Genomic DNA, 25,857 nt, shown 5'->3' on the forward strand with positions numbered 1-25,857 from the left:
CGCTCAGACGGTGTAGCCGCCGTCGACGTTGAGCTTTTGACCGCTGATGAATCCGGCCGCGTCGCTTGCGAGGAAACATACTGCTTCGGCGATGTCGGCAGCTGATCCGAAGCGCTTCAACGGAATTCGGCTCATCGTCACGTCGAGTGCGCTCTGGTCGAGTTCGGCGGAGTTGATCAGTCGCTCCGCCATTCCGTCCGTCAACATGCCTGGTCCTACCGCGTTGAACCGAACGCCGTAGCGTCCTTCCTCTGCGGCGAATCCGCGAACAAGTTGTTCGACAGCCCCTTTGGTGCCTGCGGAGAGTCCGTCGCGCACGGGAAAACGATCCGTTGCCGCGGTTGTCACCGCTACCACCGAACCCGAAGATGCACGCAGCGCAGGCAGGGCGGTGTGGACGAGTGTGAAGAATGCCGCGGCTTCCTGGTTCAGTTGTTCGGTGAAGAACGCCGGCGTCACGCGTGAGAGGTGCGTCATCGGGACGTGCGGTCCCGCAGCGTGGACGAGGGTCGTCAATGCGCCCAGATCACTGACCGCATCGCGGACGGCGGCGCTGATCGACAGCTCGTCGGTCAAGTCGAGAGAATACGAGTGGACGAGCACGCCATGCGCTCGAATCTGCTCGCTCAGTTGCTCGGCAGCGTCCTTGTTATTTCGGTAGGTGAAGGCGACGTCGTGCCCGCGTTCGGCGAGAGTAAGGGCGATCGCCGACCCGATTCCACCGGTTCCGCCGCTGACAAAAGCGGTGCGTGCTGCGCTCACAATGCCTCCAGAGGTGTGCCGTTCATAACCTAGCAAATGCTTGGTTGGGTTCTGTCTGGGAATATATCAGTACGCGAAGGACAGGCTCAGATTGCTATCGCAACCGGACTGATCGTCCTAATCTGTTGCCATGTCCGGAGACAGTGTGCAGTTGACCGACGGGGCGCCCGGTGGGGAATCGGAACCTCACGCACCGAGTTTGAACAATCGCCTGAATTGGCTGCGTGCAGGTGTTCTGGGGGCAAACGACGGAATCGTCTCGACCGCAGGCCTCGTGGTCGGTGTTGCGGCAGCCACAACCGAGCGCTCCGCGATCTTCACGGCCGGTTTCGCTGGCCTGGTTGCCGGCGCTGTGTCCATGGCGTTGGGTGAGTACGTCTCGGTCAGCGCTCAGCGAGACACCGAACGCGCACTCCTGCAGAAGGAGAAGAAGGAACTCCTCGAGACACCGGAGGCGGAACTCCAGGAACTGACCGAGATCTACGAGAACAAGGGATTGAGTCCGGAGACGGCCCGCCGCGTCGCCGAAGAATTGACCGAGCACGATGCTTTTGCGGCACACGTCGAAGTCGAATTGGGTATCGACCCGGACGATCTCACCAATCCATGGCATGCGGCGATTTCGTCGGCAATCTCGTTCACGATCGGCGCGGCGATCCCGTTGGTCGCAATCCTGTTGCCGCCGACGGGTATCCGCGTCCCCATCGCCTTCTTCGCAGTGCTGATCGCACTTGCACTGACCGGGACGATCAGCGCGACGCTCGGCGGAGCCCGCAAGACCAGAGCGGTGCTACGAGTGGTGATCGGCGGCGCGCTCGCGATGGCTGTGACCTACGGAGTAGGTCAGCTGGTGGGGACGGGCCTCGCCTGACCCCTGCTGTGCGCCTTTATTAACCGCGGGGGGTTAATAAAGGCGCACAGCAATTCAGGTGCGACAGATCATGACCGGCCCTGGCGCATGGTGCAGCAGATTCTGGCTGGTCGAGCCCATCACGGCGGCGGCCATCGCACTGCGGCCGTGGCTTCCGACAACTATCAACTGCGCATCGTCGGCGTACTTGAGCATGACGGGGGCGGCGGCGCCGGGTTCACTGATGCGGGTGACCGGCACGTCCGGGTACTGATCGGCCATGCCGGCCAGGTTCTCTGCCAGCAGTGCTGATTCCTCCTGCTCGACGGCCTCCCAGTCGATGAGGATTCCCGCTCCGCCTTCGCGGAAGGTGGACGAGCCCTGCCAGGTGTGGACCGCGATAAGCGGCGCGTCGAACTGATCGGCATAACGAAACGCGTACTCGACGGCCTTCTTGCTCAACGCACTTCCGTCGACTCCGACGATGACGGGACGTTGATCCGGACCGGGATTCTCCGCCGAACCACGCCAGACGGTGACCGGACAGGTTGCGTGATTTGCCACCTTCAGTGCGGTCGATCCGAGCAGCCGCGAGCGCAGTGCACCGGATCCGGTCGACCCCATCACGATCAGGCGTGCGGTACCCGAGGATTCGAGGATGTGCGTCGACGCCGGGCCCGGTGCGATCTCGGATTCGATGGTCAGTTCCGGGAATTCAGCTGAAATCACCGCGGCGGCGGCATCGATGATCGCTTCGCCGTCTTCGCGGATCTGGCTGAGGAACTGCGACTGCAACATCACTGCAGCGGGACTGTAGATCGGGCCCTCCTGCGGCAGGGCATGCGCCAGAATCAGTCGTGAGTTCACCGCGTTCGCGACCGAGGCTGCCCACCGGGCCGCCGCCGTCGAGGCCTCGGATCCGTCGATACCGGCGACGACGTCCTGGTGTCCTGCAAGTGTGTTCATGTCTACTCCTCTGAAATGATCGAGATCGGTCGACTGGTTACAGCCTGGTCACCAGAGTGACGACGCTGATTTGACGGCTTCCTTCCACGTCTTGCGGAGCAGTGTTGATTGCCCGTCGGCGATTTCCAGTTCTCGTCGGTAGGCCATGCCCAATCCGAAACTGGTGAGCGAGGTGTGCTCCTGCTCCGCAGCAATTTCGAGCAGATGATGTTGGGCTACAACGGAATCCTGATGCTCGCCGAGAACGTCCTGGAAGTGGCTGAAATGCTTCAAGGCACGCTTGGCCCGGCTCTTCGACACCGGTTCCATGACCTCGATCGCGTACTTCATCCGCTTGGCGCCCTTGCGTGCGCGGTGCATTCGCTCGTCACGCTCGGTGCGGGTATCGGCATCGAAGACGTGATCGACCCGCTTACCGACCTTGTGAGCTAGATGGCGCAGGGTATGCGCCAACTCTCGCGCCGACGCCTTCTTTCCTACACGGTGGGCGGCAGTGTCGAATTCGAGGTCGCCGACGTACTCGTCGAGTCGATCGAGCAGTGTGGTGTAGCGCTCGGAATCGAGCGCTTCGAGGGCGGTTTCCTGTGCGGTTTCACCGCGGGCCGAGAAGTACTCGTCGATTCGAGCGCGCACTGCTTCTCGCTCGGGCATCTCGTCGATTTCACCGAGTCGTTCCACAAGACGCTCCCACTGGACCTCGACGTCGCGGGCGTCACCGAACTTTCCACCGATCCACCGAAGATCCGTGATGAGATCGTCGGCCTTGGGGGAGTGACCGGCGTACGACTGTAGAGCGCTGCGGATACGACGTGCTGCGACCCGGAAATCGTGAACGGCTTCGTCGTCGGCGCGGCGCGTGCCGAGATCCGCGGCGACCAGTGCGCGCAGTTGTTCGATGAGGTAATTACGCAACAGAATTCGCGGATTCGACGCTTTGCCAGTGGTGACCTCGTGGCCGACGTATGGAGTGACCGAAGTGCCCAGTGCTCGTTTGAGTTTGGACGGACTCGCAGAACGCTCGAGCCCCGCGTCCAGTAGAACCGACTCGATTGCATCGGCCAGGGCTTGCCCGCCTGCGCCTTGTTCGACCTCGACTTCCTGCCACGTCGACTCACCGGAACCGTCTGCCTTGCAGGCGATGACGGTGTCGGAGACCACTTCGGCAAGCAGAACACCGTTTTCGCCGTTGAGTCTGGTGCGCTCCCGATCGGTGATGATCAGGGCGACCGGCACCAGATCGTGACCGCGGATGACCGCCCGGATCAGACTCGCCAGCGGCGAGGGCACATCGGTGCTCTCGTCCGGGGGAAGCTGGATTTCGGTTCTAGTGTCCTCGCCTGCGGGAAGTTTCATGTGCCACCCCGCGTCATCGCCGCCCTCACGCTTGCGCAGCGTGATCTTCTCGGCGAGCAACCGGTAGTCGGCGGTGTCGAAGTAGGTGGCAGAGAGCTGTATCGAGTCGTGGACCGGTTCGCCGACGACACCGGGAAGTCCACCCAGCGCGGGAACTTCCTGCTCGGCCGGCGCCTCGTACTTGCGCTCGATCTCCCGTACGGCTTCGGGTACGACGGCGGTCTTGCTCATCTGGTCTCCTCTTGCGGTGCGGTCTGCGCTTCCATCCTCCCGGTATCGGAGGCGCAGTGGAAGGGTCCGGGGTCCCTACGGCGAGTCGCCACGGCCTGATTCGTCCGGCCAGGACAGGGTCCGCCGACTTTCGAACCGTTGCAGCCGGCCGGTCGTGGGATCCTCGAACTCGAGAACCTTCGACAGCAGGCGCAGCGGGTTCGAATAATCCTCTGCGGCAACGTCGTAGAAGTCGGGATAGAAGTTGTCGCCGTGGATCGGGAGCCCGAGCGAGGTCATGTGCAGGCGAAGTTGATGGGTCTTGCCGGTATGGGGAGTCAACCGGTACCGCGCGAAGCCGTCTCGCGTCTCGATCAGTTCGATCCGCGACTCGCTGTTGGGTTCGCCCTCGATCTCCGCGGCCTTGAGCACGCCGCGTTCTTTCACGATGCGACTGCGCACGATCACGGGAGTGCTCACCTGCGCGTCGTAACGCGCGATGGCCTCGTATTCCTTGGTGACGCGACGCTCGGCGAACATGGTCTGATAGCCGCGCCGGGCCGCCTGATGCACGGTGAACAGCAGCAGTCCTGCCGTGACGCGGTCGAGGCGATGCGCTGGACTCAACTCCGGCAGATCGAGATCCCGACGCAACCGCACCAAGGCCGATTCGGCGATGTATCGCCCGCGGGGCGTGCTCGCGAGAAAGTGCGGCTTGTCCACGACCAGGATGTTTTCGTCCCGGTAGAGGATGTCGATCTCGAACGGCACCCGCGCTTCGACGGGAGCGTCGCGGTACAGGTAGACGAAACGCCGGGGGGCGAAACCGCTCGTCTCGGTGATCGCGACGCCCTTCTCGTCGACGACCTCCCCGGCTGCGACTTTCTCCCGTAGGCGGACGGCGTCCTGGGGAAACCGTTCGAGCAGGTAGTCGAGCGTCGTCGCCCACATGCCGTCGTCTGGCTGACGGATGCGACTCGGGTTCAGGCCGTCGCGGACGGGAAGGGGAGATCGTGACACATCTTCAAAGCTAGCCGTCCGGGCGGCATCGAGACCTATTGACGACATATGGGACGGAAGTTACTATCCGGTAAGTTCGTGACGCCGGTCACTGTCGTGGGGGCAGGGCTGGGTCATCACAACAGAAAATTGGGGTTTTCGTGAGGACACGACTTCTACGTCGAAGGTCGACAACGATTGCGGTGGGGCTGTGCGTCGTGGGATTGACGGTGCCGAGCGCCGTCGCTTCCGCGGATCCGACGGGAGGGTCGGACGGACAGACCTGGCTCGCGGCCACGGAGACTGCGCCGCAGTATCCGGGCGTCTCCGTCGAGTGGGACGTACCCATCACGATGAGTGACGGCACGGTTCTGCAGGCAAATGTGTACCGACCGGCGGATGCGTCCGGGCGCGCTGTGGAATCGAAGGCGCCTTCGGTTCTCAACATAACTCCGTACACGAAACTGCTGGACACGTTGGTGGATTCAGCTCTGTCGATCCCGCAGGTGGGTGAGACGTTGATGGACGTGGCGAACTCGCTCGACCTCGCGGCGCCGTTCGACGGAGTCTCGGAGTTGACGGGCGTCATAGCCGGCGGAGGCGCCAGGGTTCTCGGCGTCAACCGTGATCTGGTCCAGAACGGATACACGCAGGTAGTGGTCGACGCACGTGGAACCGGCTTCTCCCAAGGTAATTGGGACGTGCTCGGCAAGCGCGAGCAACAGGATTCGGTCGAAGTCATCGATTGGATGAGCAAGCAGGGGTGGTCCGACGGCAAAGTGGGGATGGCCGGAATCTCGTACTCCGCGATCAACTCCGTACAGGCCGCGAGTAACAATCCGCCTGCGTTGAAGGCAATCTTCCCGGTCGAACCAGGCAACGATCTGCTACGCGACATCGTCGGAACCGGTGGCGGACTCGGAGTCGGGTTCATGCCGTTGTGGCTGACCGCGGTCAACGGGCTCAAACTCATTCCGAACGTTCAGGACATCCTGCAAGGCAACTTCGATCCACTGTGGTTGGCGAGCCGCCTCGAGGATCCCGGCACCCTGATTCCTGAACTGGTACAAGCGATGACGGCCCAGAGAATCGAGGACGTGTCACCGTCGACTCTGCAAGTCGCACAGGACGGTCAGTTCTATCAGGACCGATCCGCTGACGTCGGCAACATCACTGTTCCGACGATGGTCTACGGCGGTTGGCACGACATCTTCGCCAACAGCGAGCCGCGGATCTACAACGGAATCGATCTGCCGGCCGGGCAGAAGCAGTTGATCATGGGCAACGGCTATCACGTCACTCCCGGTGGAGGATTCGGCAAGGACGGTGCGCCGCCTCGCCTCGACGTACTCGAACGCGCGTGGTTCGACAAGTGGCTCAAGGGCATCGACAACGGAATCGAGCGATACGGTCCGGTGACGATGTTCCAGCAAGGTGGCGGATGGATCACGGATGATCAGTTCCCGCGAGCGGGCGCGACGTACGAACGTATGTATCTGAACTCCGCGCCCAGCGGAACTGCCGCACACGCGGCCTACGACGGTTCACTGACCAGTGACCAGCCCAGTGCCGCAGCGCGATTGACAGTCGCACCCGGACTGCGAGGCTTCTGCTCCGGTGACGGAACTCAGGGCACTGCCGGGATCTCCGTGGTGCTCGGTGCGTCGTGTTCCAAGGATTCCCGATTCCAGGAAGCGGAGGGTCTGACGTTCACCGGTGAGGCAGTCACGGAGCCGACCTCACTCTCGGGCCCGATCAACGTCCACCTCGAGACAGTCCTGGACGTGACGGACGGATTCTGGGCAGCGACGGTCAACGACGTAGCGCCGGACGGAACATCGACACCGATCACGAACGGCGCTCTGACTGCGTCGCTCCGGGCGGTCGACGATTCCAAGAGCACTCGCTCGGCCAACGGTGACTACAGTGAACCGCACCACTATCTGACGATCGACACGCGTCAGCCGGTGGTTCCCGGTGAGGTCACCGCCGTCGACATCAACATGCTCCCGACCGACGCAGTGCTACAACCCGGTCACCGGCTCCGCGTCGACGTCTACGCTGCCAGCGTGCCGCGATACCTGGCGCTCGGGCCGATGCTTGCCGACAGCCAACTGAAGCCGCAGCACATCGAATTGGCTGCGGATCGGCCGAGCTTCGTCAACGTTCCGTTCGTAGGGGGTCGCTGACCCGGACTGGATCGGCGGCGTGAGAACCTGCGGGCTCGCGGACGTTCTGCGAAGATCGTCCGATGACAGAATCCCGACTCTCCGCCGCCGTCCACGATCGTCTGGACGGACTTCTGGATCCGGTGGACGAGCGGCTCGCGGCGCAGTACCCGGGAAACCGTGACGAGATCCAGCCCGTGCACACGATTTACGTCAGTGCCGCGGATGCAACCGTCGACACCCCTCGTCTCTGGGGTGAGCAGGCGATCGCGCTTCTCGATTCCCATGCGCATGTGTTCGCCGATCTCGACACGGAGAATGCGCTCGCAGATGTGCGAGTTCAACTCGGCCGCAAGCCGGTCCAAGACTTTCGGATCGATTTCGAGGACGGGTACGGACGCCGCAGCGACGAAGAAGAAGACGCAGCAGCGACGTCGGCCGGGCGGACACTTGCAGCGTTGAGCGCTGATCCTGCCGGGCCGAACTGGGGCGGCATCAGGTTCAAAGGGCTGCCGGCCAGTGAGCGTCGACGCTCGATCAGGACGCTCGAGCTTGTGCTCGACGCGGCAGGCGGAGTGCCGGACGGATTTGTCTTCACCGTTCCCAAACTGCGCGCGGTGGAGCAGGTCACGGCGACGGTGGTGCTCTGCGAAGAACTGGAGAAGGCGCACGGACTCGAGACCGGTTCGCTTCGGTTCGAGCTGCAGATCGAGAGCCCGCAGGCGGTCATCGCTGCCGACGGAACTGTGGCAGTTGCTCAGGCCATCCATCGCGGTGCCGGCCGTCTGACCGGTTTGCATTACGGCACTTACGATTACAGTGCGGCTTGCGGAATTGCATCGCGTCATCAGTCGCTCGAACATCCGGTGGCAGACCACGCAAAGGCTCTCATGTTGGCTGCTGCCGCGCAGACCGGCGTCTGGGTGTGCGACGGGTCAACTCAGGTCGCGCCCGTCGGGAGCGCCACGGCGATCCGCGACGCGATCACTCGGCACCATCGCCTCGTCACGCGGTCCCTTGAACGCGGTTACTACCAGGGGTGGGACATGCACCCCGGGCATCTGGTCACCCGCTGGCTCGCCACGTTCGGCTTCTACCGCAACGCGCTCGGCGCCGCTGCCCCGCGCATCCAGTCGTACCTGGGGCGCCAAGGTGGCGACGTGATGGACGAACCTGCAACTGCCCAGGCGCTGGCAGCGGTGGTACTGCGTGGGCTCGACGCGGGGGCTTATCCAGAATCCGACGTTCTCCGGCTCGCCCCGAGCGCGGACACCAACGCACTCCACCACCTCGTAGGACGCACCACACCGATCACAGGAGAACACTGACCGATGAGCACCACCGAATTCACCTTGCTGCCCGACCTGGCACTGCGCACCCTCGGCGGAGCCGTCATCTGGGCGAACGACGAGGCATTCGCCGAGCGCGAGGCCCTGATCCGACCAGGTAAAGCCGGATACCAGCCGGCGACGTTCGGACACAAGGGGCAGGTGTACGACGGTTGGGAGACGCGTCGTCGCCGTGTGGCAGGCCATGACGAGGCGATCGTGCGCCTCGGTGTTCCTGGAGTGGTGCGAGGCGTCGTGGTCGACACCGCGTGGTTCAAGGGCAATTACCCGCCCGAGATCTCGGTGGAAGCAATCTCCGTCGACGGGTATCCGGATCCCGTCGACCTGGCCGGATCCGGCGAGTGGACAACCATCGTCGAACGCTCGACCGTGCACGGTGACTCGGAGAATCCGTTCTCGGTGGTTTCGGAGGATCGATGGACGCACGTCAAGCTGACCATTTATCCGGACGGCGGCGTTGCGAGATTCCGTGTTCACGGTGAAGCACGGCCAGACCCGCGTTTCCTCGATGCCGGGCCGTTGGACCTTGCAGCACTCGAAAACGGTGGCCGCGTGACCGATTGCTCCAACATGTTCTACAGCTCACCGCAGAACATTCTGTTCCCCGGACGCGCTGCTTCGATGGGGGACGGGTGGGAGACCGCCAGGCGCCGCGACGACGGAAACGACTGGGTGCAAGTACAACTCGCGGGTGAAGGCGTGTTGAGTTTCGTCGAGATCGACACCTCGTACTTCCTCGGAAACAGTCCAGGTGAGGGCGCTCTGACCGGCCGAACTCCGGAAGGGGAGTGGTTCGAACTGTTGCCGCGTACGACGCTGCGTCCGGACACGCGCCATCGCTTTCCGATCGATTCCGAAGTTCCGGTCACCGATGTTCGTCTGGACATCTTCCCGGACGGTGGCCTGGCGCGGCTGAGAGTATTCGGCGTACTCACCGACGCTGCTCGCGCTGTGATCTCCGGGCGCTGACGGTAAAGTTGTTGCCATGAGCGACTATCCGCGCGACGACTATCCCCGGGACATGGTGGGGTACGGCCCTCATCCGCCGCATCCGCACTGGCCCGGCGACGCGCGGATAGCGGTTCAGTTCGTACTCAACTACGAAGAGGGAGCCGAGAACAACGTCCTCGACGGGGACGCGGCTTCGGAGACTTTTCTGTCGGAAATGACTCCGGCGGAAGCATTTCCGAATCGACACATGAGCATGGAATCGCTGTACGAGTACGGCTCCCGGGCCGGGTTGTGGCGTGTCCTGCGGACCTTCGAGCGGCGAAACCTGCCTCTCACAGTCTTTGCGGTGGCGCGGGCAATGCAGCGTAACCCGGAAGCAGTCAGTGCTTTTCAGGAGTTGGGTCACGAGATCGCGTGTCACGGATTACGTTGGAAGTCTTACCAATCCGTGGACATCGAGCGTGAACGCGCCGACATGGCCGAGGCAGTCCAGATTCTGCAAGATCTGACGGGTTCGGCGCCTCTCGGTTGGTATACCGGACGCGATTCACCGAACACCCGCGAATTGGTGGTCGAGCACGGCGGCTTCGTCTACGACTCCGATTCGTACGCCGACGATCTGCCGTACTGGGTAGACGTTCCGCGTGGCACAGAGTCGGTGAAGCATCTCGTCGTTCCGTACACGCTCGATACCAACGACATGCGTTTCGCCTCTCCAGCAGGATTTCCCAGCGGCGATCAGTTCTTTGCGCACCTACGTGACGCCTTCGACGTGCTGTATGCGGAGGGAACGGCCGGATCACCGAAGATGCTCTCCGTCGGGTTGCACTGCCGCATAGTCGGCCGCCCTGCCCGAGCTGCCGCCCTCGAGCGTTTCCTGGACCATGTGCAGTCACACGAAAAGGTCTGGATCTCGCGGCGAATCGACATCGCCGAGCACTGGAAGACCATTCACCCCGCGTAATGCAGGGCTATTTGCGCGCCTCGATCAGAAATCGACTCGAGTACGCGACAAAAGATCCGTCGCGACGGATCTGCTGATCGAGTTCCCGGAGCCGGTCCAGATACTGCGCGACGGTGAATCCCGGAACCATCCAGATCACCTTGCGTAAGAAGTAGACAACGGCGCCGATATCGAAGAATTCCATGCGCAGACGCTCGAAACGAAGGTCGACGACGGTGAGCCCGGCCGAAATCGCGTCGGCGCTTTCGTCCTCGTAGTGCCGTCCGCGACGAGCCTGCGGCTGAGGACCGAGGAAGAACTCGACGAGTTCGAACACGCTGGCGTGACCGACATGTTGAGCGAAGTACGTGCCTCCCGGTTCGAGTACCCGAGCGATCTCGGCCCACCACACCGTCGCAGGGTGTCGACTGGTCACCAGATCGAAAGCCGAATCGGCAAACGGTAGCGGTGGCTCGTCCGGATCCGCGACCACCACCACACCTCGGGGACGCAGAAGCGCGGTGGCCTTGGTTACGTTCGGTGGCCAGGATTCGGTTGCCGCCATCACCGGCGGGAGTGTCGGTGCAGCGGCGAGGACTTCGCCGCCGCCGGTCTGGATGTCCAGCGCAGCGCCGGCACCACCGAGACGTTCACCCATCAACCTCTGATACCCCCACGACGGACGCTGCTCCGTGGCGCGCCCGTCGAGCCACGAGAAGTCCCACCCGTCGACGGAGGCGGATTCGGCTTCGGCGACAAGTTCCTCGAAACTTCGTGACGTCCTCTCAGGCGTTCCTTGCGACATCACATCATCATCGTCGCGGAGCGTCGACGGTGCCAGTTGTTTACGGCTACTTCGGGGTGGCACCGAGCATCGGTGCGAGTTGTGTGGCAATCGGGTTCAGGTTGAGCTTGTCCGGGTCCACCTTGGGCTTGCTGTCCCACGGTTGCGAGGTGTTCGGGTCGGCGAACGCGATGCGGTTGGCGCTCCGAACTCCCGTTTCGCTGCCCTGGGGTGCCTGGCAGTTGGCGGCTGTGTTCAACGGGAAGTTCTGCGTCGTGTCGTCGAAGTTCGGGTCCTTGCGCTTCATCTCGTCGAGGATCGCCATGGTCCCTTCGTAACCGACGGTGCACGAGAGCGGGTTGTTGGTCTCGAGTACCAAGCCCAGATGTACTGTGCCGTCTCCCGGTGCAACGGTGGGCGCCGCCCCGGCGAGGGCAGGCAGGAAGAGCAGGAAGGGCTGCAGCGAGGGCAGTGTCGGGGCGGCTGCCGCTGCAACGGCGGAGAGGTTGGAGAGGTTGGTCGTGAGCGCGGGGCCGGCTTCGGTGACGAGAGAGCCGACTTGTTCGCTGGCCGGTATGCCGTTGTCGATCACGCGTCGGATGTCGGGGTCGCTGGTGCGCAATTGCGCAGTCAGTGCGTCGAGGTCGGTGCTGAACTGCTTGATCGCCGACGATTGATCGGACTGGGTCGTGAGTACCGTCTGGCTGTCGCGGATCAGTCCGAGGGTCTGGGGAAGGGTGTCGAGGCCCGACTGGGAAATCCCCGACAGCGAGTCGGCAAGGACTTGCAGATCTTCGCCCTTGCCGTTGAATGCCGCGCCGAGTTCCTTCGCGACGGTGTGGAGTGCGTCGACCGGAACGGAGTGCACCAGACCGTTGGCGCTGGTCAAGACGTTCTCGATGGGGATCGGCGTGGTGGTGTCGCCCACGGCGATCACCGAGCCGTCTTCGAGGAACGGGCCCTGGTCGGTATCGGGCTGAAGGTCGACGTACTGCTCACCGATGGCTGAGCGATTGGCCACCACGGCTCGCGCGGATGCGGGAATCTGTGGAGCACTGCTGTCGATCAACAGGTCGACTTCGATTCCGTCGGACGTGAGCGACATGTCGCCGACGCGTCCGACGGGTACACCGCGATAGGTCACTTCGGCGTTGGTGAAGATGCCACCGGACGTCGCCAGTTCGGTTTTGACCGTGTATTGGCCGAATCCCAGAAGATTGTCCAGCCGTACGTATTTCGCTCCGACGTAGATCAAACCCAGGAGCGCAACCACGACGAGGGCGACCAGCTGCCACTTGGCGAGCTTCGACATCACCATGTGGGGACGGCCCTGAACTGATGCGGTGTGTTCATGGTTCGACTCCCGAATGACTAGCCGGGTACGGCTGGTGTTGAGCGAATTGTGTTCACCCGTGAGCATTCTCGGGCGAACCGGAAACTTCCGGCAATTCGTTGTTGGCGATAACTATAAACAAGTCGTCACAGATAGAAAGTCGGCTCTGAGATTTCCGCAGGTCGTCGAAACGTAAGTGGCACAGCTCACTTCGAATGTGTCGATGTGACGTACGTAGCTTTGCGTCCGAATCGGGCTTGACTTCGCCAAACATATCCACAAAAGTAGATGCGTTCCTGTTGGCGGAGAGAAGGGGTGCGGTCCATGGATGCTTTGGCGATCTTCAAGGCGCTGTCCAACCCGACTCGTCTGCAGATCTTGGAGTGGCTCGCGCATCCGGCGAAGTATTTCGACGAGGACTCGTACACGCAACAGGATCTCGGGTTTCACATCGGAGTCTGTGTCGGTGATATTCAGGGGCGGTCGGGACTTGCCCAGTCGGTGATCTCGGGGTACCTGCAGGGCATGAAAGATGTAGGTCTGCTCGAGTCCGAGCGCATCGGGAAGTGGACGTACTACCGACGAAACGAAACCGTGATCGGAGAGTTCAGGGAATTCGTTCGCGAAAAGCTGTAGCGGTCGGATTGCCCTCGTCGGCTGGTTTTGCTTAATCAAACATATCTATATATCTAGATATGTATCTGTTTTGTGTGGCGTAGTAGGAGGAGTGTGTCGTGAAGTCGAAATTGTTGATACCGGTTCTGGCGTTGGGTGTATTCGGAATCATCACTACGGAGATGGGCATTATCGGGGTTCTGCCTCAGGTCAGCGAAAAGTTCGGTATCACCGCGTCCACTGCCGGATGGTTGGTTGGTGTGTTTGCGCTCGTCGTGGCGGTGACCGGTCCGTTCACGACGCTGATCACCTCGGGAATCAACAGGAAAACCGTTCTGTTGGTGGCGATTGCAGTCTTTGCGGTGTCCAACATGGTGTACGCGAGCACGTCGAGTTTCGAGGTGATGTTTGCATTTCGGATCATTCCCGCCGTGGTTCACCCGGTCTTCTTCGCGCTCGCACTCGCGAGTGCAGTTCGACTGGTGCCACCGGAGGAAGCAACTGCAGCTGTGACGAAAGTATTTGCGGGTGTCACAGTAGGATTCGCATTCGGTGTTCCGTTGACGTCGTATCTGGCCGAGAACTTCTCGGTGTCCGCGGCTTTCGTTTTCGGTGCCGTGGTCAACGTTCTCGCGTTTCTCGGGATTGTCGTACTTCTGCCCTCGGCTCCGGTGACACAACGCCTGTCGTACGGCGCACAGGTCGGGATCCTTCGCCGGCCGCGCGTGTGGTTGACCATCCTTTCCGTCACCTTCGTCTTCGCAGCCATGTTCTCGGTGTACGGATACTTCGCCGAATACCTCGGCGGAGTGACGGGCATGAGCGGATCGTGGATCAGCGCGATGCTCTTGGCTTTCGGTGTCGTGATGATCTTCGGCAACTTCGTCTTCGGGGCGGTGCTCGCCAAGAGTGTGGTGCGCACGGTTGTGGCTTTTCCCTTGCTGTACATCGTCGTCTACGTGATGCTCTATCTGGCAGGCCCGTACTTCGGTGCGATGGTTGTAGCCGTGTTGGTTTGGGGTGTGGTGCATTCCGGTGGACTGGTGGTTTCGCAGAGTTGGATGGGGCGAGACGCAGTCGACGCGCCTGAATTCGGCAACAGCCTTTTCATCTCGTTCTCCAACTTGGGGATCACGCTCGGAACTGCGGTCGGTGGACTGTTTCTCGCGCATTTCGAAACCCGCCAATTAGTCTGGGCCGGAGTATTGTTCGCGGTCCTGGCACTGGTGACAATCGGTGCTCGACTCTCGCTCGGGCACGTTCACAGCGAGAACGGTGTCAGTGTGCCGGTGTAGATTTTGGGCAGTGGCCGTGTGAACTCGCCGCGCGCACTGGTCGACAGTCCGAGGGTGACCAACGATTGAACCATCGTGACCCCAGCGGCAACGCCGTCGACTACCGGGACACCGAGTTCGTCGGACAAGTCCTGGCACAGGTCCGCCATGCCGGCGCAACCCAGCACGAGGACGTCCGAGTCGTCTTGCTCCAATGCGTCGAAACAGGCTTCCAAGATCACCTTTCGCGCGTCGGGATCACGATCGAGTTCCAGAACCGGAATCTCGCAGGAGTGGATACCCCGGCACCGAGCCTGCATGCCGTACCGGTCCACCAGATCGGCTGCGCGGCCGCGGGTTCGACCGAGGGTGGTCACGATGCTGAATCCGCGTCCCAGGAAACTTGCGTAGTTCATTGCCGCTTCGGCAACAGCTACGACGGGGCCCTTGGCCAGCTCTCTGGCTGCATCCAGGCCTGGGTCACCGAAGCAAGCAATGACGTAGCCGTCGACTTCGTTCTTTTCTCCGGCGGCGATCTCGGCCAGGATTCCGGGGATGCTGAGAGCTTCGTCGTAGTGGCTTTCGATCGACGCGGGACCCATCGCAGGGCTGACGGCCTCGACGAATGTGCCCGAGCCCGCGACGGCCCGGGCACATTTCTCGATCTTGGCGGTCATCGCCCACGTGGTGTTGGGGTTGATCACCTTGATTCTCATGACGATCAGTCGACCGTCACAGTGTCGGGAGAAGAAGCATTCCGGACAGCCAGGGAAGTGCGCGTGGCGAGTAGGTAGTAGACGGCAAATCCGAGCCCGCAACCGATGAACCAGCTGTACTGCGCTGCGGTGTACATCCCGGTGAGGTCCTTGCCCAGGACCGGGACCATCGCGACGACGGCTCCCACCACGGTGGCGATCACTGCAGCAGGATTGTATCCCTTGCTGTACCAGTAGGTTCCGGTCGGCGACATGCTGAACAGTTCGTCGACGATCACCTTCTGCTTGCGCACGAGGTAGTAGTCGGCAATCAGGATTCCGAACAGCGGACCGATGAAGGCTCCGAGGGTTTCGAGCGTGTAGTGGATGACGTCGGGATTGTTGTAGAGGTTCCACGGGGTGATGAGGATCGAGCCGATCGCCGCGATCATCCCGCCGGCCCGCCAGCTGATCTTCTGCGGGCTCACGTTGGAGAAGTCGAAGGCCGGGGAAATGAAGTTGGCCACGATGTTGATGCCGATCGTGGCGATGGTGAAGGTGAGTGCGCCGAGGACGATGGCGAAGGTGCTGTCGATTCGTGCCACTGTTGCGACGGGATCGGTGATCAGTTCGCCGTACACCGGCAGTGTCAACGACGCCGTGACGACGACCAACACCGAGAATACGAGGAAGTTCAACGGCAAACCGAGGAAGTTGCCCTTCTTGACTGCAGCGAACGACTTCCCGTAGCGGGAGAAGTCACCGAAGTTGAGCATCGGTCCGGAGAAGTACGAGACAACCAGAGCGATCGCACCGAGCATGACCGGCACGGCGTCGAAACCGGAGTACTTGACGTCGCCGAGTGTGAGATCGACAGCGCTCCAGCCTGCCTGGTAGATGAGGTACCCGCACAGCATGAACATCACGACGTACACAGCCGGCCCGCAAAAGTCGATGAAGCGGCGGATCGATTCCATGCCTCGCCAGAAGACGCAGGCCTGAAGTACCCACAGGAGCATGAAACTTCCCCAGCCCAGTGCGGAGAGTCCGGCGAATCCGTAGTCTTCTACGACGGCATACGGTGCGAGTGACGGAAAGAGTTTGATCAGTACGACATCGAGGGCTGCCGAAGCGAGAAAGGTTTGAATCCCGTACCAGGCCACGGCAATCAGGCCACGAATGATTGCCGGGATGTTCGCGCCGAGGACACCGAACACGCTGCGGCAGATCACCGGATACGGTACGCCGGTAACTTGGCTGGGCTTGGCGACGAGATTGCAGAAGAAGTAAACGATCGTGATACCGACCAGCAGGGCGACGAGTACTTGCCAGCTGGCCAATCCCAGTGCGAAAAGACTACCGGCAGTGACATATCCGCCGACGCTGTGTACGTCGGACATCCAGAAGGCGAAGATGTTGTACGACGACCAGGTCTGCTTGCGAAGCGGCGCCAGATCCTCGTTGGTCAAGCGAGGGTCGTAGCCCGGTTTGATCAGTCCGCCGCCGACCGGGTGGCCCGCGGCTTCGACGAGGTCGGCCGAGCCGGTTTCCTTTGGGGGAGTTGGGGTAGTGGTCGTTCGGGACGGAAGAATGTCGGTCATGACAGCTCCTGTGCATCAGTGCAGGAAATCAGCGGACAGTGCACGAGCTCTCAGCGTCAGTGATGAAAACTGTGTTGAGAGAAAGGTATCGACGCTGTGTTGCACAGCTATTGCGCAATCGGTATATCTTTCTCGGCCAGTAGGCCGGTGTCTGTCGGCAGAGTCGCGATCACGGTGTTGAGTCGGCGATGATGGATTTCGGAAGCACTCAGAAGAGCGGCTGCGTCCCGACGCAGGAATGCGTCCAGCATCGCGGTGTGATCGGAGTGCAGAACCCGGCGATCGACGCCGGCAACATGGACCATCGGCTGTACCGGTTCGGTGATGTTCCAGGCAGCTTCGAACATGTGCAGAAGTCGAAGCATTTGCGACGGTCGGGTCAGTGCGAGGTGAAAGTTTCGGCTCTCACAGTGATAGGACTGAGAGTCGTCGTAGCGCAACGCGATCTCCAGACGGGAATTCACCTCGACGGCGTGTTCGTGATCCTCTTCGGTGGCCTGCTCGACGGCGACGGCCAATGCAGCTGATTCGAGAGTTTCGCGGACGATGTACATCTCGCGCAGTTCTGCCGGCGTCAACTGAGCAACGGTGTAGCCGAATTGGTGGCGGTGGTCGACCAACGACTCTCCGACCAGGGTCTTCAGCGATTCCCGCACTGGTATTCGGCTGACCCCGAACACATCAGCCACGTCGCCGAGAGGGATCGGGGTACCCGGAGGCGCCGACCCCGACAGAATCACTCGGCGCAGTTCGTCGAGGATCGTTTGTTGTGGACTGCCGGGAGCATCGATTACCAGTTGCGTCAGTAGTACCGATCTACGGCGCGGTGGCATGTCGGTCTCCCTTCTCGTCGCTGCCAGGGTAGAAATCCGTTGTTTCGGGCGCGTGACACCGGCATGGCCGTCGTGAATCGCATGCGTGAGGGCCGACATTTCGACTGCGATGACGAAGCACAAGTGAGCGCTGCTCAGGGCGACGAACGCGGGGGTAGCGTTGATTTGTAGTGGTTGGCAGAAAGCGAGTCGGTCGATGGCATCCGTTGTGCGATCAGAAGCCGATCATCGGGTTGTCGGTAACTTGCCGTTGGAGTTGACGAGTTTTGTCGGCCGACGGCGTGAGTTGGCCGAAGCCAGAAGATTGTTCGAGTCGTCCCGTTTATTGACGCTCACCGGTATCGGAGGTGTCGGCAAGACGCGGCTCGCGATCCGGCTTGCGAGTGCGCTCCAGCGGGTGTTCCGAGACGGCACGTGGTTGGTGGAGTTGGGCGAGCAGACGGATCCAGAACTCCTCGAGGATTATGTCGCCGTGATTTTGGGGGTGCGGCCGGTGTCCTCGTCGGACCCGCTGCACACTGTGATCGACTACTGCTCCGATCGCAGTCTGCTGTTGGTACTCGACAACTGCGAACATCTGGTCGATGCCGTCGCTCTGTTTGCCGGTGCGGTCCTACGGCGATGTGCCGGTGTCAAGATCTTGGCGACGAGCAGAGAATCGCTGGGAATGGGCGGTGAGGTGACGATGCGCGTTCCCTCGCTCACCACGCCGCAGCAACAGCCGCGCGAATTCGAGGGACTTGCCCAGTACGAATCCGTGTCGTTGTTCACCGAGCGTGCGGCTTCAGTCGTCCCCGGTTTCACCCTCACTGAGGAGAACAAGCGCGCCGTTGCTCATATCTGTCACGACCTGGATGGACTCCCACTTCCGATCGAGTTGGCGGCCGCTCGCCTGCGCGGTATGTCGGCGGAGCAGATCATGGATCGGCTCTCGGATCGTTACCGCCTGTTGACTTCTGGTGGACACGACGTACCGAGTCGTCAGCAGACTCTCCGATTGTCGATCGATTGGAGTTACGACTTGTGCTCACCTCCGGAGCAGCAGCTGTGGGGTCGGCTGACCGTGTTTTCCGGCGGGTTCGAGCTTGACGCTGCCGAGGGAGTGTGCGGGCAGGATTCGAGTTCGACGGAAGTGCTCGATCTCGTCACTGCGTTGGTCGAGAAGTCCATCCTCATTCGTGAGGAGATCGACGGCACCGTTCGCTATCACCTGCTCGACCTCTTGCGGGAGTACGGACGAGAGAAGGCCGAGTTCTCGAACGACTACGTGGAACTTCGACGGCGCCACCGTGATTGGTTCGAAGCGCTGGTCGTTCGTGCGGAATCCGAGTGGATCAGTGACCGGCAAGCGGCGTGGATCGCAAGGCTGGGTCGCGAACAGCACAACGTTTACGACGCGCTGGAGTTTTCGATTTCCACTACCGGAGAGGCGCGATCTGCGACGCGAATGGTCGGTGCGTTGTACAGATTCTGGCTTTCTGGTGGATTGCTTGTGCAGGCACGGTATTGGACGGATCGAGCTCTGAATACAGAGGATCGGGAGCTCGACCCGTTCCGCGTTGATGTCTTGACCATCGACGCTGTGAATCACGCGATGCAGGGGGAACTCGAACGGGCACAAGCGCTGGTCGACGAGAGTTGGCACCTGGCGAATGCCTTGGCGGACGTACGCTCACGCGGTCTCGCGGCATGGGGTGACGGATACGTCGATACGTTCAGAGGCAACTTCGATACCGCTACAGCCAAGCTGGAATCCGCGTTGACGCTGTTTCGATTGGACGAAAATCTGCTGCATGTGGTGATCGGCCTGGACACGCTGGGGATCGCGTACTTTCTTTCCGGGGCCCTCGATCGCTCGGTGGAGTGCAACGAAGAGACTCTCGCGATCACCGTGCCCGCCAACGAAGTCATGTTCCAGGCTTTTGCGTTGGGAACCCTCGGGCTCGTGGGCTGGCTCCGAGGTGAATTAGATGGCGCACGTGATTATTTGACGCGAAGTCTGAGAATTCTCGATGCCCCGATGAACTCGGCGTGGTGTATCGAACCACTGGCGTGGATTGCTGCAGCGCAACGTGATTGGAAGAATTCCGCGGTTCTGCTCGGCGCGGCAGCCATGTATTGGCAGAAGGTCGGGGGTCGGCTGGCGGGCCTGCCGGGTTTGTCGCCTCATCACGACACTGCGGCAGAGACTGCTCGTAGGGCTATGGGTAAGAGTGCTTTCGACAAGTCGTTTCGCAACGGATTTGTGATGTCCGAGGGTGAAGCTGTCGCGTATGCGCTCGACGAGCGTCGCAGTGTTCCGGGTTCATCGTCAACTGAGGCACCTCACCTCACTCGTCGTGAGCAGCAAGTTGCGGAACTCGTTGCGCGGGGCCTGACCAATCGCGCTATCGCGGAACATCTCGTGATCTCGCTTCGCACGGCTCAGGGGCATGTGGAGCATGTGCTGACCAAATTGGGTTTCACCTCCAGAGCGCAGATCGCGGCGTGGTTCGTGTCGACCGAGCAGGAGACCGACTCCCGAGGCTGAGATCGCGGGCAGTGGTTAGCGCTTCTCGGGTGCAGTTCGCGGGGGTAGCGTTGCTTTTGGAGTGAAATCGCAGAAAGCGAGTCGGTCGATGGCATCCGCTGTGCGTGCAGAAGCCGATCATCGGGTTGTCGGCAACTTGCCGTTGGAGTTGACGAGTTTTGTCGGTCGGCGGCGTGAGTTGGCCGATGCCAGAAGATTGTTCGAGTCGTCCCGTTTGTTGACGCTGACCGGCGTTGGGGGCGTGGGTAAGACGCGTCTTGCGATCCGGCTTGCGGGTGCGCTGCAGCGAGTGTTCAGCGACGGTACCTGGTTGGTGGAGTTGGGGGAGCTATCGGATCCGGATCTGCTCGCGGACTACGTCGCCGTGACGTTGGGGGTGCGGCCGGTTTCGTCGTCTGATCCGCTGCGCGCTGTGATCGACTTTTGTGCCGATCGGAGTCTGCTGTTGGTGTTTGACAACTGTGAACACCTGGTGGATTCGGTTGCCCGGCTTGCCGGGGCGATCTTGCGTCGGTGTGCCGGTGTGAAGATTCTGGCGACGTCGCGAGAGTCTCTGGGTGTGGGCGGTGAGGTGGTGATGCGGGTTCCTTCTCTCACTACGCCGGAACTGCGGGGGCCGCGCGCTTTCGACGGGCTGGCTCGGTACGAGTCTGTTTTGTTGTTCGCAGAAAGAGCTGCGACTGTGGTGCCGGGTTTCGTGTTGACCGAAGGGAACCGGAATGCCGTTGCTCGTATCTGCCACGATCTGGACGGATTGCCGTTGCCGATCGAGTTGGCGGCCGCTCGCCTGCGCGGTATGTCGGCGGAGCAGATCATGGATCGGCTCTCGGATCGTTACCGCCTGTTGACTTCTGGTGGACGCGACGTACCGAGTCGTCAGCAGACTCTCCGATTGTCGATCGATTGGAGTTACGACTTGTGCTCACCTCCGGAGCAGCAGCTGTGGGGTCGGCTGACCGTGTTTTCCGGCGGGTTCGAGCTTGACGCTGCCGAGGGAGTGTGCGGGCAGGATTCGAGTTCGACGGAAGTGCTCGATCTCGTCACTGCGTTGGTCGAGAAGTCCATCCTCATTCGTGAGGAGATCGACGGCACTGTTCGCTATCACCTGCTCGACCTCTTGCGGGAGTACGGACGAGAGAAGGCCGAGTTCTCGAACGACTACGTGGAACTTCGATGGCGCCACCGTGATTGGTTCGAAGCGCTGGTCGTTCGTGCGGAATCCGAGTGGATCAGTGACCGGCAAGCTGCGTGGATCGCACGGCTGGGTCGTGAACTGCACAACGTTTACGACGCGCTGGAGTTTTCGATCTCGACGCCGGGTCAGACGCGATCAGCGACGCGAATGGTCGCGGCGCTGTACCGATTCTGGGTTCTCGGCGGTCGGATCGCTTCGGCGCGGCACTGGGCGGATCGAACCCTGAGAGCTTCCGATAGGGAGCCGGACACTTATCGCGTGGAAATTCTGTGTATCGACGCCGTAGCGCATGGGATGCAGGGTGACCTCGTCCGGGCGCGCGGACAGGTAGCGGAGAGTTGGCGCCTTGCCGAGGTCGTGGGAGATGTACGCTCTCGAGGCCTGGCTGGATGGGCGGACGGATATGTCGACACGTTCACCGGCGAATTCGACACTGCCGCCAGGAAGTTGGAGGCTGCCGTATCGCTTTTCCAATCAGCTGAGAATCTGGAGCACAAAGTGGCCGGCTTGATTACCCTCGGGCTCGCTTGCATCTTTACCGGCGCGCTGGAGCGGTCGGTGGAGTGTTTCGACGAGTCCCTTGCCATCACCGGACCGCCGCACGAAGTGATGTATCAGGCGTCGGCGCTTAGCAATCTAGGGCTTGTGGACTGGTTTCGAGGTGACCTCGAGCGCGCACGTGACCATTTGGCGCGAAGTCTGCGGGCCACGGCCGCTTCAATGAACTCGGCGTGGTGTATCGAACAGTTGGCGTGGATTGCTGCAGCGCAACGTGATTGGAAGCAATCGGCGGTTCTGCTCGGCGCTGCGGCGATGTACTGGCAGAAGGTCGGGAGTCGGCTCGCGGGGCTTCCGATCTTGTCACCCCACCATGACAAGGCGGCAAACGATGCTCAAAAGGCATTGGGTAAGAGTGCTTTCGACAAGGAGTTTCACCGGGGAATTGTGATGACCGAGGGTGAAGCTGTCGCGTACGCGCTCGACGAGCATCGCAGAGTCCCGGACACATCGTCGACCGAGGCGATTCGACTCACCCGTCGTGAGCAGCAAGTTGCGGAACTGGTTGCTCAGGGCCTCACCAACCGCGCTGTCGCAGAGCACCTCGTCATTTCGCCACGCACAGCACAGGGGCACGTGGAGCACGTGCTGACGAAATTGGGTTTCACCTCCAGAGCGCAGATCGCGGCGTGGGTGGTATCGACTGCGCAGGAGCGTGACTCGCGCGAGGTCAATGGTTCAGCAGATCGGAACTGAAGTCCGATTGCAGTTCTCCCCGATCGTCGCCGCACAGGCAGAACACCGGGTACCGCTTACCTAGTTCTCGCCGTTGAAACAATACTCGCAGCGGTCCGGACGCATCCGCGCGCGGGGATTCCGTGAGCAACGTGTACAGCCACGGCCCCTCGTCCAATTCGACGATGGCGAGAACGGTCGTGGGGTCGCCGTGAACCGTTCGCCAGGACACGACAGTGCCGTCTCCGCAACACCGCGTTACGTCCAACCGCGCTCCGCGACACCTGGTGCAGACCGCGCTCGCGGGGGAGAGGATGGCATCACATTCCGCGCATTGGGGGAGTGTCAAGCATTCGGATCGTGATGAACGGCCCGAATATCGTTGCGATACACGACTTTTTGTCAAGTTGACGTGATACATGTCAGTAGCGCCGGGCGAGATAGTATGGCATCGAGTCCACGGGTGCGCGTTTGACCGACTCCCCGGACGTCGGGGCGTGAAGGACCTCACCGCCTCCGGCATAGATCCCCACATGTTCCCCGCCGTAGTACAGGACTACGTCACCTGGCTGGAGATCGTCCCGGGAAATCGGAGCTCCGCCGACCGCCTGGTCGTAGGTAGTTCGCGGAATTGAAACGCCCGCTTGTGCATAGGCCCATTGAACGAGGCCGGAGCAGTCGAACGAGTCCGGTCCGGTCGCGCCCCAGACGTACGGTGCGCCGATCTTGGACTCTGCGGCTGCCAATGCGCGGCCTCCATCCGAGGAAGCGAAAGCTGACACTTTCGCCGGATTCGTGACGACGGAAACTCCCGCGGTGTTCCAGTCCGGAAGCAAGGGGGCCTGAGCGTTCGCGGTGTCGATACTGACGGCAAGGGTTGTCAGTGAAAGAGCGCCGATGACAAGCGCCCTTCCGAGTGCGTTCTTCGTCGTGCTGGGGCTGGTGAATCGGTGGTGCGACATTTCTCGTGTTGCCTTCGCGTCGGTGCGTCCCGAAGCAGGTATCCGGCTGGGCGTGATCGGGCTTCGGCTTGTGACACACAGCCTGGTTTCGCCTCGACGTGTTCGCGCCGGTCAGTTGGACGGGATGCATACCTGTTTTCGAGTGGCATGTCGGCAATCGTGACGTCTCGCGAAGTGGCAGAAGAAAGAAGTAGGTACCGATGCAGGTACTACGGTCGTCGCCGCGCCCTAGACTGACCCGATCGCAACTTCGAAGGTTATGCGGCGTGGGTGACGCGGTTTCTCGACGCGGCCGGAGTTACCGGTCCGGTGACCGTCGTCGGGCATTCGTTCGGCGGCGGTGTAGCGACAGCAGTGGCGCGGGACTTCCCCACGCGAGTCTCGCGCTTGGTTCTGGTGAACTCGGTTGGTGGTCAGGAGCGCCCGATTCGTGAACGTCCGTGGTGGAACTGGTGTGGGTCGGCGATGGTCGAGGCTGCCGAGTCGGTACACGCTCGCAGAATCCCACAGTTTCGATTCGACGAGTCCGCGCGATGCCTGTTGTCGTGTTGTGGGGAGCTGATGATCATGTGATTCCGCGAACGAGTTTTCATGCTGTCTGCGCCGCCTTGGGTGATCCCGAGGTTCGCGAGGTTCCTGGCAATCACAATTGGCTTATCGACGATGCGGAATTGTTCGGCCAGGTGCTGACGGAATCACTGGCCGGACGCGCTGTCAGTGCGCCTGTTCTGTCTCCTTCGTTCGCGTTCTGTTCGACCACGCGGATTGCGCAGTGACCAGGCAGCCGGCGATCAGGGTGATGACCGCGATGACGCGCACGGCGCTGTCCGCGCCGGTGGTGAAGGCACTCAGGACGGCGTCGTGAGCGAGGGGAGTGTCGGCCATCTCGAGTCCGTCTGCGACCGTGCGTGGCGCGGCGCCGTCTCCATCGCGCATCGAGTCGGGCAATGCGCTGATGAAACGGCTGGTCAAGATGGTGCCGATGACGGCGACGCCCAAGGCGCTGCCGAATTCTCGTGCCGTCGCCTGCAGTCCTGAACCGACGCCTGCCTGTTCGAGGGGCAGCGAGTCCGCGATGTCGTGAGTCAATACGGGGAGCGCGGCTGCCGCGCCGATGCCGATGACAACGAGCCACAACGCGTAGGCGAAATAGGGAGTGTGGGCTGTGCTGGTCGACAGCCCGAACATGCCAACCCCGATAAACACGAACGCTGCCGCCACGGTGATGGTGGAACCCAGACGAGCCGAGATCAGCGGCACGAAGCGAGCACCGAACAGCAGTGGAATGGTCAGCGGTATCACCGCCAGGCCGGTGGTGAGAACGCTGAAACCCTTGGCATACTGCAGAAATGAAGCGTTGACGTAGAACAGTGCGAACAGACCGAAGAACGCGACGGTCATTCCCAGGCATCCCGCGCGAAGCAGAGGAAGGCGGAACAACCGCGGATCCAGCAAGGGTTGCTCGACGCGGAGCTCGACGATGATCCATGCCGCATAAAGCGCCGCCGACGCGACGAATGCTGAGATCACCGTGACACTGCCCCAACCACTTTCGGGTCCTTCGATGACGCCGACCAGCAACCCGAACGTCGCCGCCGTCAGCAACACGGTTCCGACGGGGTCGAGACCGCGGTGATTTCGAGGGGTGCGAGGAGCGAGATAGGCGACTGCGGCAGCACCTGCCAACGCGATGGGTACGACGGCGACGAACAACCAGCGCCAGGACCCGGTCTGCAGAAGCGCGCCACCACCGACATTCCCTGCCACGCCGCCGAATCCGGTCGACGATGCCCAAATGGCAATTGCGCGAGGACGCTTCTGTGGGGGAGTCGCGTGCATGAGGATTGCGAGGCTGTTCGACAGAACACAGGCGGCTCCGACTCCGGTGACGCAGCGGCCGATCAGCATCACCGCCACTGTGGGGGAACTCGCGGACACGGCGGCGCCTGCTGCGAAGAGGATCAACCCGATGGTCAGCACCCCTTTGCGTCCGAAGCGATCACCGAGTGCCCCGCAGGGGATCACCAGACAGGCGAAGACCGTGACGTAGGAATCGACGATCCATAGAAGCTGCGTCGAGGAAGGATGCAGAGAACCGGACGTCAGGAGCGGAACTGCCAGGTTGATGGCAGCGACGAACGCAATAACGAGGACGGTGACCGCGCACAACGTTGCGAGCACCAATCCTTGTCGCGCGTCCGAGTTCGCCCGACCCTCCGTCGGTATCGAAGTATTTGTGGACAAGACGCAC

21 protein-coding genes and 1 pseudogene are annotated in these 25,857 nt (G+C 61.7%); 10 read left to right on the forward strand and 12 right to left on the reverse strand.

Annotation, left to right across the window (positions count from 1 at the left end):
• Positions 1 to 3 precede the first annotated feature (3 nt).
• Positions 4 to 762, reverse strand: coding sequence for an SDR family NAD(P)-dependent oxidoreductase (locus R4P70_RS06140; protein ID WP_021332128.1), 759 nt, complete (start codon positions 760 to 762; stop codon positions 4 to 6).
• Between the two features lie 130 nt (positions 763 to 892).
• Between R4P70_RS06140 and R4P70_RS06145 the strand changes: the two genes are divergently transcribed.
• The gene (locus tag R4P70_RS06145; RefSeq protein WP_019745057.1) at positions 893 to 1,633 is read left to right on the forward strand and encodes a VIT family protein; all 741 of its coding nucleotides are present in this window, start codon (positions 893 to 895) and stop codon (positions 1,631 to 1,633) included.
• A gap of 54 nt (positions 1,634 to 1,687) precedes the next feature.
• Here R4P70_RS06145 and R4P70_RS06150 read toward each other — a convergent pair whose 3' ends face one another.
• The 3 genes from R4P70_RS06150 to R4P70_RS06160 all read right to left on the reverse strand — a co-directional run bounded on the left by R4P70_RS06150 (position 1,688) and on the right by R4P70_RS06160 (position 5,161).
• Positions 1,688 to 2,578 carry a universal stress protein gene (locus R4P70_RS06150; protein WP_047889855.1) on the reverse strand — a complete coding sequence of 297 codons (891 nt, stop codon included), beginning with the start codon at positions 2,576 to 2,578 and terminating at the stop codon, positions 1,688 to 1,690.
• A gap of 48 nt (positions 2,579 to 2,626) precedes the next feature.
• Entirely contained in the window at positions 2,627 to 4,162 is a 1,536-nt protein-coding gene (locus R4P70_RS06155) for a CYTH and CHAD domain-containing protein (protein WP_080909450.1), read from the reverse strand.
• Between the two features lie 75 nt (positions 4,163 to 4,237).
• Entirely contained in the window at positions 4,238 to 5,161 is a 924-nt protein-coding gene (locus R4P70_RS06160; RefSeq protein WP_082148549.1) for a pseudouridine synthase, read from the reverse strand.
• Positions 5,162 to 5,301: 140 nt separating this feature from the next.
• Between R4P70_RS06160 and R4P70_RS06165 the strand changes: the two genes are divergently transcribed.
• The 4 genes from R4P70_RS06165 to puuE all read left to right on the forward strand — a co-directional run bounded on the left by R4P70_RS06165 (position 5,302) and on the right by puuE (position 10,572).
• Positions 5,302 to 7,329, forward strand: coding sequence for a CocE/NonD family hydrolase (locus tag R4P70_RS06165; protein WP_024487284.1), 2,028 nt, complete (start codon positions 5,302 to 5,304; stop codon positions 7,327 to 7,329).
• Between the two features lie 62 nt (positions 7,330 to 7,391).
• A complete protein-coding gene (locus R4P70_RS06170) occupies positions 7,392 to 8,636 on the forward strand; it encodes a DUF6986 family protein (protein ID WP_020908894.1) in 1,245 nt (414 codons plus the stop codon).
• Between the two features lie 3 nt (positions 8,637 to 8,639).
• Positions 8,640 to 9,626: an allantoicase gene (gene alc / locus R4P70_RS06175; RefSeq protein WP_060938101.1), complete on the forward strand. Its 987-nt coding sequence runs from the start codon at positions 8,640 to 8,642 to the stop codon at positions 9,624 to 9,626.
• A gap of 16 nt (positions 9,627 to 9,642) precedes the next feature.
• Positions 9,643 to 10,572, forward strand: a complete 930-nt coding sequence (gene puuE / locus R4P70_RS06180; RefSeq protein ID WP_020908892.1) for an allantoinase PuuE — start codon at positions 9,643 to 9,645, stop codon at positions 10,570 to 10,572.
• Between the two features lie 7 nt (positions 10,573 to 10,579).
• Here the strand turns inward: puuE and R4P70_RS06185 are convergent, their stop codons facing one another.
• Positions 10,580 to 11,356, reverse strand: a complete 777-nt coding sequence (locus R4P70_RS06185) for a class I SAM-dependent methyltransferase (RefSeq protein WP_019745049.1) — start codon at positions 11,354 to 11,356, stop codon at positions 10,580 to 10,582.
• A gap of 46 nt (positions 11,357 to 11,402) precedes the next feature.
• Positions 11,403 to 12,653 (reverse strand): MCE family protein, encoded by a 1,251-nt coding sequence (locus R4P70_RS06190; RefSeq protein ID WP_020908890.1) that lies wholly within the window; start codon positions 12,651 to 12,653, stop codon positions 11,403 to 11,405.
• Between the two features lie 339 nt (positions 12,654 to 12,992).
• Between R4P70_RS06190 and R4P70_RS06195 the strand changes: the two genes are divergently transcribed.
• Both R4P70_RS06195 and R4P70_RS06200 read left to right on the forward strand, forming a co-directional pair.
• Entirely contained in the window at positions 12,993 to 13,304 is a 312-nt protein-coding gene (locus R4P70_RS06195) for an ArsR/SmtB family transcription factor (protein ID WP_021345375.1), read from the forward strand.
• 98 nt (positions 13,305 to 13,402) lie between these two features.
• Entirely contained in the window at positions 13,403 to 14,578 is a 1,176-nt protein-coding gene (locus R4P70_RS06200; protein WP_317830534.1) for an MFS transporter, read from the forward strand.
• Here R4P70_RS06200 and R4P70_RS06205 read toward each other — a convergent pair.
• From R4P70_RS06205 to R4P70_RS06215, 3 genes are all read right to left on the reverse strand, one after another.
• Positions 14,545 to 15,273, reverse strand: coding sequence for an aspartate/glutamate racemase family protein (locus R4P70_RS06205; protein WP_317830535.1), 729 nt, complete (start codon positions 15,271 to 15,273; stop codon positions 14,545 to 14,547). The two genes, R4P70_RS06200 and R4P70_RS06205, sit on opposite strands and share 34 nt — an antisense overlap.
• A 5-nt stretch (positions 15,274 to 15,278) precedes the next feature.
• Positions 15,279 to 16,853, reverse strand: coding sequence for an NCS1 family nucleobase:cation symporter-1 (locus R4P70_RS06210; protein WP_070795779.1), 1,575 nt, complete (start codon positions 16,851 to 16,853; stop codon positions 15,279 to 15,281).
• Between the two features lie 107 nt (positions 16,854 to 16,960).
• Positions 16,961 to 17,686, reverse strand: a complete 726-nt coding sequence (locus tag R4P70_RS06215; RefSeq protein WP_317830536.1) for a GntR family transcriptional regulator — start codon at positions 17,684 to 17,686, stop codon at positions 16,961 to 16,963.
• 196 nt (positions 17,687 to 17,882) lie between these two features.
• Here R4P70_RS06215 and R4P70_RS06220 point away from each other — a divergent pair, with 196 nt between their 5' ends.
• Both R4P70_RS06220 and R4P70_RS06225 read left to right on the forward strand, forming a co-directional pair.
• Complete coding sequence (locus R4P70_RS06220; RefSeq protein WP_317830537.1) at positions 17,883 to 20,216, forward strand: ATP-binding protein; 2,334 nt, start codon at positions 17,883 to 17,885, stop codon at positions 20,214 to 20,216.
• An 88-nt stretch (positions 20,217 to 20,304) separates the two neighbouring features.
• Positions 20,305 to 22,665: an ATP-binding protein gene (locus tag R4P70_RS06225; protein ID WP_317830538.1), complete on the forward strand. Its 2,361-nt coding sequence runs from the start codon at positions 20,305 to 20,307 to the stop codon at positions 22,663 to 22,665.
• Here R4P70_RS06225 and R4P70_RS06230 read toward each other — a convergent pair.
• The gene (locus R4P70_RS06230; protein WP_020970572.1) at positions 22,640 to 22,876 is read right to left on the reverse strand and encodes a hypothetical protein; all 237 of its coding nucleotides are present in this window, start codon (positions 22,874 to 22,876) and stop codon (positions 22,640 to 22,642) included. The two genes, R4P70_RS06225 and R4P70_RS06230, sit on opposite strands and share 26 nt — an antisense overlap.
• A gap of 190 nt (positions 22,877 to 23,066) precedes the next feature.
• Complete coding sequence (locus tag R4P70_RS06235; protein WP_021332140.1) at positions 23,067 to 23,606, reverse strand: C40 family peptidase; 540 nt, start codon at positions 23,604 to 23,606, stop codon at positions 23,067 to 23,069.
• A 258-nt stretch (positions 23,607 to 23,864) separates the two neighbouring features.
• Between R4P70_RS06235 and R4P70_RS06240 the strand changes: the two are divergent.
• Positions 23,865 to 24,179: pseudogene (locus R4P70_RS06240) on the forward strand (alpha/beta fold hydrolase); the annotation flags it as partial.
• 141 nt (positions 24,180 to 24,320) lie between these two features.
• Here the strand turns inward: R4P70_RS06240 and R4P70_RS06245 are convergent.
• A complete protein-coding gene (locus R4P70_RS06245) occupies positions 24,321 to 25,787 on the reverse strand; it encodes an MFS transporter (protein ID WP_411742459.1) in 1,467 nt (488 codons plus the stop codon).
• Between the last annotated feature and the right edge of the window lie 70 nt (positions 25,788 to 25,857).

Origin of the sequence: Rhodococcus sp. IEGM 1241 (genome assembly GCF_033142365.1) — a bacterium.
GTDB classification, from domain to species: domain Bacteria; phylum Actinomycetota; class Actinomycetes; order Mycobacteriales; family Mycobacteriaceae; genus Rhodococcus_F; species Rhodococcus_F erythropolis.